Raw genomic sequence first — 10,545 nt, 5'->3', positions numbered from 1 at the left:
GCCTTTGTGCGACGTGAGGTCGCGTAAGAAACTGCTCTACGGTGCAAACACCGGATGGAGCCTGCTGTTCCACCAGCAGTACCCTACTCGGTACTGCGGGACGGTAACGTCCCGTGGAAAGCCCGAGGACAACGTATCCACGACCGACTGGTCGGGACAAGGGCTGTAAAGCGCTTGTCAATCTGCAAGCATCATCAGCGGATAGGAACTAGGGTTGAATGGTATGGTCAACACACGTGAATGCTCGATTAAACGTCGTAAGGTTGTAGGAGCCAAAGATGCTGACAGGCTTTCACCAAAATGGTACTGGTGGCGAGTATAGGGACTGAAGGCTTCCCTATCGTGGATAATCAACGCCCCCGGCGAATAGAGCAGACCTACCCCATTCTGTTTCTCACGCGGAACACGGTAAGCCCGTCATCCTCCCAAAAGGGTAGAACACCGTAAGGTTGACCAACGGGATGGCGGGTATAGGACAGCGGAAAAAGCGAATGCCGTTCCGTAATCGAACGGATAGGCGGTGAAACATCCCGCCACGCGAAAGCGGGCAGACTTCCGCTTTGGGTCTCTCCTCACGAGAGCTATTGTCGAACTGATTTAGGAGGACAAGCAAATGATGGCAGAAACCTCTGCTGGTGCGGCCTCCCGCAGTGAGGTCGAGTGGCATGCCATTAACTGGCAACACGTGAACCAAACTGTGCGTCGGCTGCAATCCCGTATCGTGAAGGCAACACAGGCGGGACGCTATGGCAAGGTGAAAGCTTTGCAACGGCTCCTGACCCACTCGTTCAGCGGCAAAGCCCTTGCCGTGCGACGAGTGACGGAAAACCAAGGCAAACGGACACCGGGAGTGGATCAGGTCATCTGGGACACCCCCGAAAAGAAAGCAACGGCCATCCGATCGTTGCGACGACGTGGCTATCAGCCGCGTCCGTTGCGACGCATCTACATTCCAAAGAAGCATGGAAAACGACGACCCCTTGGCATCCCAACGATGCACGACCGAGCCATGCAGGCACTCCACCTGCTTGCGCTTGCTCCCATCGCGGAAACAACCGCTGACCCAAACTCCTATGGATTTCGGTCAGAACGGGCACCAGCAGATGCCATTGGGCAATGCTTTGTTGCACTCGCGAAACGGAAGGCACCAACGTGGATTCTGGAAGGCGACATCCGATCATGCTTCGACCGAATTAGCCACGACTGGCTTTTGGCTCATGTCCCAATGGATAAAGCCATCCTTCAGAAATGGTTAAAGGCCGGGTACATGGAAGGAACAACGCTCTACCCCACCGAGCACGGCACACCGCAGGGCGGGATTATCTCGCCAGTATTAGCCAATCTCGCGCTGGATGGCCTCGAACGAATCCTCTTGGAGCATTGCCCCAGAAGGACAGTTCGCGGTATTGCCGCAAAAGTCAATCTTGTGCGGTATGCGGATGACTTCATTATCACAGGCAGATCGCGAGAACTGCTCGAACAGACAGTCAAACCGCTGGTAGAAGCATTCCTCAAGGAACGAGGTCTGGAACTCGCACCGGAGAAAACGCGGATCACGACCATTGAGGAAGGCTTTGATTTTCTTGGACAGAATGTACGCAAGTACAAGGGGATACTGCTGATTAAGCCCTCAACGGCGAGTCAACGGACATTCCTCGCCACAATCCGAGCCACGATCAAAGCCAATATGGCCTTGGATGCCGAGAAGTTGATCCGGCTGCTCAATCCCATCATCTCGGGATGGACAGCCTATCACCATCATGTTGTCTCAAAGGCTGTGTTTCAATCTATGGGCCATGCAATTTATCAAGCGCTATGGCGCTGGGCAAAACGAAGACATGCCAACAAACCAAAACGCTGGATCAAAGAGAAATACTTCCGACCAGTCAATGGAAATCAGTGGGTGTTTTCGGGAGATAGTGCAGGTCGCCCAATACGTTTAGTTGCCGCAGGATACGTGCCGATTAAACGGCATGTCAAAATCCGAGCAGCGGCTAATCCATACGACCCAGCGTGGGAGATGTATTTTGAAACCCGACTTGGGGTAAAGATAGCATCAACCCTCAAGGGACGACGACAACTCCTGCACTTGTGGAAACGACAAAACGGAATTTGCCCCTGTTGCCAAGAACCGATCACAATGCTGACGGGATGGCACAACCATCACGTCATTCGGCGGATCGACGGCGGAACAGACACGGCGGAAAACCGTATGTTAGTCCACCCCACATGCCATACGCAAATCCATAGCCAGAGGTTAACCGAAGTGAAACCGTGTCTCGAAAGAGGCAAGTGAGAGGCTTGAGCCGGATGCGGGGAAACTCGCACGTCCGGTTCTTAGGGGGCGGGAGTGTAGTAATACGCTCCTGCTACCCGACAGATCATTTGCCTGAACGCAGCCAATTGCCACCACATTCGGTTATGCCCTATCAACCACTGAGCGATTTTGTAGGGCGTGAGGCCCAACTATATCAATTGGCTCAAGCAATGTTGCGCTCCGACCCAACCCTGATTACACCAACTGCTCTTGCCACAGGTATGGGCGGGATTGGCAAAAGTAGCCTAGCCCTAGAATTTGCCCATCGTTATGGTAGCTATTTTGCGGGCGGGGTATTTTGGCTGTATGCCGCTACCAACGAAACCCTCCAAGCCAGCCTTGATCGTTGTTGGGATAGCCTGAAACCAGACGAGTGGCGTTATGAAGTTAAGCCTGAAACGCGGCTGCGGGTGGTGCGTGAATTATTTAATCAACCTATACCACGCTTGTTGATTTTCGATAATTGTGAAGATCCAGCCTTGCTCACGGCCTATCGTCCCCAGGCTAGCAGTGGTTGCCAACTGTTGGTTACTAGTCGGCGCAGCCAATGGCAAGGCACAAATTTAATTACACTTGATACCTTGCCGCCGCTTGAAAGCCGCCAATTGCTACAACAACTAGCTGCTCAGCCAAATATCAACAACTATCTCAGCGATACCGATGCTGATCAGTTGGCTGAATTGGTGGGGCATTTGCCTTTAGCTTTGCATTTAGTTGGCTCAAGCTTGAAATTTTATTTTCGCAAGCCTGCGGCTGAGTATATTGCAGCGCTGCAAAACCAACGGATTGCCAGCTTGCAAGCGATGGTTAAGCCAACCAGTAAGCTCCATCAAAATACAATTAATAATTTTTGGAGCGTGCGCGATACAGTTGAAGTGAGTTATGGGTTGTTGCCTGCCGAATTAGGCCAAGCCTGTCGGCGTTTATTGTTGATGATGGCCTATTGTGCGCCGAATGTGGTTATTCCATGGGAGTTATTGCAAGCTGCTAGCGGCTACGATGATGATAGCCTGACCGAATATCTATGGGAATTAACCCAAGCGGGCTTTTTCAATGACCCAACTCAACCGCGTTTACATCCGCTGATGGCTGATGTAATTATTGATCTTGATGCGGCGAATGAGCCTGAAAATTATAGATCGCTTGAACAAGCATTGATAATGCTCAGCAACCGTTATCATGATCAATGGGCAATGCGGGAAATTGAAATGTTGCTGCCCCATCTTGAATATTCGGATCGCCAAGCGAGCCAACATCCAGATTATGCTGGCGAATTAGGCTATCAAGCAGGACTTTGTTTATATCGTCAAGGTAAGTATGTTGATGCAGAACACATTTATCGAGAAGTTTTATCAACCCAAAACCAACTATTTGAAACAGAAAATCCAATCATTCTTAATACAAAACATGCCCTGGCTGATGTACTTGGCGATCAAGGGTTACTTCAAGAGGCTGAACAACTTTTTAACGAAGTATATAGGTTACGTAAAAAAGTTTTAGGCCAATATCATCCCCATACCCTTAAAAGTAAAAAAGAATATGCAACTGCCATGTTTTTGCGAGGAAATTATGCTGATGCAGAACAAATTCTGCGCGAGATATTAACGATTCAAGAACAGAGTCTAGGAAAAGAACATTGGGATAGCTTATTGACAAAACATAATTTAGCTTCAATTCGCAGTAAACAGGGATATTATGCCTTAGCAGAGCGGATGTATCGTGAAATATTGAAGGATCAAGAGCAAATATTTGGTGTAAATCATCCTGATACTCTAGCAACCAAGCGTCAAATTGCTAACAACGTAGGTTATCAGGGTCGATATGCCGAGACCGAACGTATCTATCGGGAAGTTCTGCCAATCTATGAGCTTATTTTAGGCTTGAACCATCCATATACGTTAACAACAAAACATGGAATCGCCTGGGCATTAAATGGACAAGGGCTTTATAAACAGGCTGAATATATGTACCGTGAGGTATTACTCATCTGTGAACAAACGCTTCGGATTAATCATCCTGAGATTATTACTACTAAACATAATATTGCTTGGATATTGAGTAAACAGCAACATTATCTTGAAGCAGAAGTAATCTATCGCGAAGTGCTAGAAATTCGTGAGCAAAGCTTAGGAACTAATCATCCTGACAGTTTATCAACAAAATATAACTTGGCAGCTACACTGTATCATCAATCTTGCTATCGTGAAGCAGAATTATTATTTGATCAAGTATTGAGCATCCGTGAAAAGGTTTTGGGAACTCAACATGCAAGTACACAGGCAACGCAAGAGTGGCTTGAACTGGTGCGCAGTAAATTGTGTTGAGGCTATCAGCTAGAGACTTTTGGCTATCGGAATCATTCTCATTCTACAAAACGTTCCGATAGCCCATAGCCCATAGCCCCATTTCTATGTTCTATGCTCTATGTTCTTTGTTCTAACTAAAACTACTCCAACCCACAAAAACCAGCCAATCATGCCGATACCGAAGAGCGTGCCAACTGCGGCGATCGCTGGAACCGTCATTGCGATGCCCGATGCGCCAATCAGCAGGCCAAGATAATTGAGTGCTTTAGGTAGGCGTTTAGTTTGCAAGGCTGCAATACTGATTAAGCTGACCCAAACGCCGCCAGGCAACTCGATTGCCCCACCTAATCCACTCGCCACCGCCGAAATTGCCGTCGAGACAGCGAGGGTTTGCTCAGGGTTCTGCTGCTGAAGATCGGCAATAATTTTGATATTGTTGACCAACAACATACCACTAGAAAGAATCGTGGTCGCCCAAATGATCCCCATAGCTGTGGTTACCTGGATCAACAGCGGATGTGCTTGCTGCAGCCGGTGATGCAAGGCAATTGCCAGCGGAACCATCCAAACTCCAGCGACCAAATAAATAATCAGATACCACAGGGCCATCAAGTTTTGATGTTCGATCAAAAAGCTGATCTTTTCAGCTTGGCTGGCTTCGAGAAAAGGGGCTAAAAGGGTGAAGACTATGCCAATGCCGATAATATAGGCAAACCCATTGATCAAGGCGGCAATGCCACCCCATTTTTGTGTGCTATGCATCGCTTACTCCAACTAGAGGCTAGCTTTCTGCGGTTGAGCATACAAAACAAGGGCTGGTGGTAAGGAGACACCAAAGTGTTGTTGTGGGGTGTTTATCGTCGGCGAGGGGGCGAGAGTTTCCACAAATTGATCCACGAAGGACACGAAGCGCACGAAGGCTGAAACCACGAAGAGCGCGAAGGCCGCTAAGAACGTCAAGCTCAATGCGCATAGCATATCCCTTCATCCTTCATCCCTCATCCTTCATATTTTTGTATCTCTGCGCCTCTGGGTTAAAAACGATCCTCAAACGAAATATTCAATCAATAATTCATCGAATATCTCAGCAATATACGTCATAATATCTAAGGGGTTATTCAATGATTTCATCATTACACCATTGCTCAATTGAGCCATATACTTTGTTTGCTAGTTCATAATCTAGTTTAATATCAAAGAAACGGCGTTGTAATTCGCGATTACTCGCATGAGGGAAGCGTTTGCGCAACCCATAGAAAGCTAGCCGATCACGGGTTTGATTGAGTTGCTCAACCAAACGTAATTTCTCAATAATGCTCATTGACCGTAGGATGTTAATTTGGATTTCCTCGGCTTTTGCGCTGGTATCAAGGGAAAGTTGGCTCATAACCTACCATCCTTTTGAAGTATGGCTATACTATTGGTTTTGATAAGTGATTCAGCAAAACTCTGCGAAGCGTAGTATCGCTACGCTTCGCAGGTATTGATTGATAATTACTTTGCGCCGAGGGCTTGCAAGGTGTCGTTCAACAAATTGATACCTTCATCAACTTGATCTTTGGTCAGCACCAATGGCGGGCAGAAGCGGATGGTCGATTTGCCACAGGTCAGCAGCAACATACCACGGCGGAACGATTCTTCCATCACAGCGTTGGATAGATCGCCATGCGGATCTTTGTTGACGTTATCTTTGATGAATTCCATGCCGATCATCAAACCACGGCCCCGTACATCGCCGATACATTCGTAGCGATCTTCGAGTTCGTGCAGCCGTTGTTTGAAGTAGCCACCAACTTCGTTGGCGTTAGCCATCAATTCTTCTTCGGCGAGGCACAAGGTTTCGTAGACGGCTCGCATGGCCAAGGCGTTGCCACCATAGGTATTGCCGTGTGCGCCTGGTTTCCAAACGCTGCTAATTTCTTTGCGGGCGACCATCGCGCCCACTGGCACGCCTGAGCCAATGCCTTTGGCGCTGGTGATGATGTCGGGCACAATGCCTTCATATTCAACTGCCCACATTTTGCCAGTTCGGCCAACACCGCTTTGCACTTCATCGGCGATCAACAAAATGCCGTGGCGATCGCAGAGATCGCGCAAACCTTGCCAGAAGCCTGGGGCTGGCACAACATAGCCGCCTTCACCTTGAATTGGCTCGGCGATAATTGCCGCTACATCGTCGGCAGGGGTGGTGGTGGTAAACAAGGTCTTTTCGATAAAATCCAAGCAGATTTCGGCAACGCGCTCTGGCTCAACGCCCCAAGGTGTGCGATAGGGGTTGGGATAGAAGGCGTGGAATACACCAGGCATCAAGGGGAAAAAACCTTTGCGTTGGTAGGGCTTCGAGGCGGTGATCGATAAGCTACCATATGAGCGGCCATGGAACGAGCTATAGAAGCCGATGACATTTTGGCGTTTGGTGTAATATCGCGCCAATTTGATTGCTGCTTCAACTGATTCAGTGCCGCTATTGGCGAAAAATACTTGCCACTCGCCAGAGCCAGGCATCAACGACGTGATTTTTTCGGCAGCCTTGACCATTGGCTCATTATAAAAATCAGTTCCAGCCATATGGATAAACTTGGATACCTGATCTTGTAGGGCTTGCACCAGCCGCGGGTGGCTATGACCCGTTGAAACCACCGCAATCCCCGCATTCAAATCGAGATAGCGATTACCATCAACATCCCACACTTCACAACCAAGGCCACGATCCATCACAAAAGGATAGACCCGCCCACTACATGGGGCCATTACCGCCGTATCGCGATCAACTAGGGCAGTTGCGCGGGGGCCAGGAATCGTCGTCAGCAGATCAGTCACGGGGAACTCCTTAAACAGGTTGATAGGCGACATTGCCAAAATACCCACCGTTGGCACAGTGATAGGTATTCCTACCCATTCTATCCGAGCCATTCTAGTGCGTCAAAGGTAAATCAAAAGTCAAAAGGCAGAAGTCAAAAGGCAAAATAGGGGTCAGGGGCTAGGGGTCGGGGATTGGGCTTCTAACGCAGAGTAGGGTCTAGGCTAGTGGAAGATTTTTTAAATTTCCAAGGATCTCCCAAGCCAATAGCCATATCTTCGTGTCCTTCGTGTCCTTCGTGGATCAACAACGTTTTGACGAAACATCCAAAGCCTGCTATAATCTCGCTTCGGTACAAGAAATACCACCGTAGACAGCAGGTGCGTTCGCGCTTAATGATGCCAAGCATCGCCCGCCGAGGTAGCTGATAGATTATTGCAATCTTCCACACATTTGTGTGCTACTGCCTCTGCGTGTCGTTACACTCAGGGCTTTTTTATTTGCCTGTGAAAGGAGGTGAACGGAATGCCAACACAAGCTAAGGTTGCAACCGTTGCCGAATTAACCGATCGCCTAAACCGCGCTCAAATGCTTTTAGTTGCCGACTATCGCGGCTTGACAGTTGCCGAATTGAACGAACTTCGCAAGAAGGTTCGTGAAAAAGGTGGCGAGGTGATTATTGCAAAAAACACCTTGACCCGCTTGGCAGCACGCGAAGCAGGTAAAACTGAAATTGAAGAATTCTTGGGTGGCCCAACCGCACTGGCATTTTCATACGATGATATTCCAGGCGTGGCGAAGGCAATTGATGATTTCTTCAAAGCATCGAAGAAAGATATTAAGGTCAAAGGCGGGATCGTCGGTACCTCAAAAATCACTGGCGCAGATGTCGAACGGGTGGCCAAAATGCCAACCCGTGACGAAAGCTTGGCCAAGATCTTGGGCGGTATCAATGCTCCAGCAAGCCGAATTGTCGGTGGCTTGAAGGGTGTTATGCGCAATATTGCCTACATCCTCGGGGCACACGCACAAAAAGGTGCTGAAGGCTAATCGCATTCGTTCGGCGAATCGCCTAGCCTTTTCGCCAAATCAACTTTGAAATCCCTATTTTATTGCTTTGGAGGCAATTACACTCATGGCTTCAGAAAAAGTAACTGCATTGTTGGAAGAACTCAAAGGCTTGACCTTGGTTGAAGCTGCTGAATTGGCTAAGGAAATGGAAGAAGTATTCGGCGTTTCAGCTGCTGCTCCAGTAATGGTTGCTGGCGTTGCTGCTGCTGGCGATGCTCCAGCCGCTGCTGCTGAAGAACAAACCGAATTCACCGTTATCTTGAAGGGCGCTCCAGCCGACAAGAAAATCGCGATCATCAAAGCCGTTCGCGAAGTTGTCGCTGGCTTGGGCTTGAAAGAAGCCAAAGATTTGGTCGAAGGCGCTCCAAAACCAGTCAAAGAAGGTGTCAGCAAAGAAGAAGCCGAAGCTGCCAAGGCTGCTTTGGCCGCTGCTGGTGCAGAAATCGAAATCAAGTAAGTTTTTACTTGGCTTTCAGCCGACGTTTGGGGTTTAGCCCTCAAACGTCGGTTTTTTTGTTAATTTCAGGCTTGTCGCCCGCCATTCTGCCAAAATTGGATTAAACTGAGGAGAAGGCTTTTTTTCAGTTGTGAGTTGCCATGCTTGTTGTTGTTCAACTTATCAAAACGCGTTGGACAGTGCCCCTCGGCCAACGTCCGCCGCAGTTGTGTCAAGGCACACCTGAACGTTTAAGTGTTATGCCGCTCCCTCCCAATGGTTTTGTCCAAGGCGCTGTGCTGCATCACGCCGAATTCGATGAAACCAATGCTTATACCCGCCCAACGCGGGCTAATTTGCGTACCTATAGCGATTTGCGCCATTTGTACCATAATGGTTTGGGCTTGCGCCTCAATACGATCCCCCAGCTTGAGGTGCTGTTGCGCTTGCCTGAACAAACAATTTCAACAAGTTTGATGCAGTTGGCAATTGGCGAATGGGGCCAGCTGAGTTATAAAACCCGTTTTGGCTTGGAACGTGAGGCCACTTACACCAAATATGTCTTCAATATCACCTACCGCGCCTATCTTGACCCATTTGTGTTTATGCGCGGCAGCCCACAGCATACCATTCACTTGCCGTTGGAGCAGACCCCATGAGCCTTAAGTATCTCTTGATCGGGGCATTAACTCGCGATCGTACAGCAACTGGCTGGCAGCAAGGTGGTACTGGCACATTTGCAGCGCGAGCACTAGCCGCTTGGGGGGTTGCAACCACGATCATCACGCCAGCCCACGCCAAGCTAATTTTCGATTTGCCAAGCACCAGCACGCTCGTGCGTTTGCCTAGCCGCGCCACTGCCACCTTTGAAAATCGCTATCAGGGTGATGCTCGCACGCAATGGCTGCATGCCGCGCCAACCCAATTGGATTGGGCGAATCTTGCGCCATATTGGCAACAAGCCAGCTTAGTGCATCTTGCGCCCTTGGCCCAAGAATTAACCACAATTCCGCCGCGCAAGCTTTTTCCGCAGGCCTTGATTGGCTTGACGGCTCAGGGTTGGCTCAGGCATTGGGATAGTTCAGGCCGAATCCAACCAAAACGTTGGCAACCAACCCCAACTGAGCTAGCCCAAATTGATGCGTTGGTGGTGAGCGATGAGGATGTTGCTGGCGATGTGCAGCTCGTTGCTGATTGGGCGCAACACTGTGGTTTGGTCGCAATGACCCAAGGCTCACGCGGCGCAACGATTTGGGTTAATGCTGAGGTTCAGCATGTCGCGGCTTATCCAGCGCAAGTGAGCGACCCAACCGGAGCGGGCGATGTGTGGGCGGCAGCTTGGTTTTGGCGCATTCAGCAGGGGAGTTCGGCCTTGCAAGCCGCTGATTGGGCTTGCCAACAAGCTGCCTTGCAAATTAGTGGCCAATTGATTTAAAACCCCTCACCCCAACCCCTCGCCCACTGCGGCGGGTGAGGGGCTTTTGATTTGGTGGTTCCCCCTCGCCTCGCTGGGCGGGAGAGAGGGCAGGTCTTTCCCTTCTAACCAATGTTTTAGTAGTTCATCGATGAATTGAATGATGACCACTTTATGCCCTTGAGGGGGTGCAGGGGGATT

9 protein-coding genes and 1 other annotated feature are annotated in these 10,545 nt (G+C 49.4%); of the genes, 6 read left to right on the top strand and 3 right to left on the bottom strand.

Features of this window, described 5'->3' with window-relative positions; translation table 11 throughout:
* The first annotated feature begins 613 nt into the window (after positions 1–613).
* On the top strand, positions 614–2,296 hold the full coding sequence (gene ltrA / locus DEF47_RS07625; RefSeq protein ID WP_012187695.1) for a group II intron reverse transcriptase/maturase: 1,683 nt from the start codon (positions 614–616) through the stop codon (positions 2,294–2,296).
* Between the two features lie 89 nt (positions 2,297–2,385).
* Entirely contained in the window at positions 2,386–4,641 is a 2,256-nt protein-coding gene (locus DEF47_RS07620) for a tetratricopeptide repeat protein (RefSeq protein WP_041303797.1), read from the top strand.
* Between the two features lie 84 nt (positions 4,642–4,725).
* On the opposite strand, the gene DEF47_RS07615 is transcribed toward DEF47_RS07620, so the two are convergent.
* The 3 genes from DEF47_RS07615 to DEF47_RS07605 form a co-directional block, all read right to left on the bottom strand.
* Entirely contained in the window at positions 4,726–5,385 is a 660-nt protein-coding gene (locus tag DEF47_RS07615; RefSeq protein WP_012187697.1) for a DUF4386 family protein, read from the bottom strand.
* Between the two features lie 352 nt (positions 5,386–5,737).
* Positions 5,738–6,010, bottom strand: coding sequence for a hypothetical protein (locus tag DEF47_RS07610; RefSeq protein WP_012187698.1), 273 nt, complete (start codon positions 6,008–6,010; stop codon positions 5,738–5,740).
* 107 nt (positions 6,011–6,117) lie between these two features.
* Positions 6,118–7,476 (bottom strand): acetyl ornithine aminotransferase family protein, encoded by a 1,359-nt coding sequence (locus DEF47_RS07605; protein WP_012187699.1) that lies wholly within the window; start codon positions 7,474–7,476, stop codon positions 6,118–6,120.
* Between the two features lie 296 nt (positions 7,477–7,772).
* Positions 7,773–7,930, top strand: a sequence feature (ribosomal protein L10 leader region).
* A gap of 18 nt (positions 7,931–7,948) precedes the next feature.
* Between DEF47_RS07605 and rplJ the strand changes: the two genes are divergently transcribed.
* From rplJ to DEF47_RS07585, 4 genes are all read left to right on the top strand, one after another.
* Positions 7,949–8,473, top strand: a complete 525-nt coding sequence (gene rplJ / locus DEF47_RS07600) for a 50S ribosomal protein L10 (protein WP_012187700.1) — start codon at positions 7,949–7,951, stop codon at positions 8,471–8,473.
* A gap of 85 nt (positions 8,474–8,558) precedes the next feature.
* On the top strand, positions 8,559–8,951 hold the full coding sequence (rplL, locus tag DEF47_RS07595; protein WP_012187701.1) for a 50S ribosomal protein L7/L12: 393 nt from the start codon (positions 8,559–8,561) through the stop codon (positions 8,949–8,951).
* A gap of 140 nt (positions 8,952–9,091) precedes the next feature.
* Entirely contained in the window at positions 9,092–9,589 is a 498-nt protein-coding gene (locus DEF47_RS07590) for a hypothetical protein (protein ID WP_012187702.1), read from the top strand.
* On the top strand, positions 9,586–10,365 hold the full coding sequence (locus tag DEF47_RS07585) for a PfkB family carbohydrate kinase (RefSeq protein WP_012187703.1): 780 nt from the start codon (positions 9,586–9,588) through the stop codon (positions 10,363–10,365). The genes DEF47_RS07590 and DEF47_RS07585 overlap by 4 nt, the downstream gene beginning before the upstream one ends.
* The last annotated feature ends 180 nt before the right edge of the window (positions 10,366–10,545 follow it).

It is taken from the genome of Herpetosiphon sp. (assembly GCF_003512625.1).
Lineage (GTDB): Bacteria > Chloroflexota > Chloroflexia > Chloroflexales > Herpetosiphonaceae > Herpetosiphon > Herpetosiphon aurantiacus.
Note: the sequence above shows the minus strand (reverse complement) of the source record. Positions and strands in the feature narration are given on the sequence as shown.

Bases quoted from the DNA above. Each gene is read 5' to 3' on its own strand.
- ltrA (WP_012187695.1), top strand. From the start codon at position 614: ATGATGGCAGAAACCTCTGCTGGTGCGGCCTCCCGCAGTGAGGTCGAG.
- DEF47_RS07615 (WP_012187697.1), bottom strand. From the start codon at position 5,385: ATGCATAGCACACAAAAATGGGGTGGCATTGCCGCCTTGATCAATGGG.
- DEF47_RS07610 (WP_012187698.1), bottom strand. From the start codon at position 6,010: ATGAGCCAACTTTCCCTTGATACCAGCGCAAAAGCCGAGGAAATCCAA.
- DEF47_RS07605 (WP_012187699.1), bottom strand. From the start codon at position 7,476: ATGTCGCCTATCAACCTGTTTAAGGAGTTCCCCGTGACTGATCTGCTG.
- rplJ (WP_012187700.1), top strand. From the start codon at position 7,949: ATGCCAACACAAGCTAAGGTTGCAACCGTTGCCGAATTAACCGATCGC.
- rplL (WP_012187701.1), top strand. From the start codon at position 8,559: ATGGCTTCAGAAAAAGTAACTGCATTGTTGGAAGAACTCAAAGGCTTG.
- DEF47_RS07590 (WP_012187702.1), top strand. From the start codon at position 9,092: ATGCTTGTTGTTGTTCAACTTATCAAAACGCGTTGGACAGTGCCCCTC.
- DEF47_RS07585 (WP_012187703.1), top strand. From the start codon at position 9,586: ATGAGCCTTAAGTATCTCTTGATCGGGGCATTAACTCGCGATCGTACA.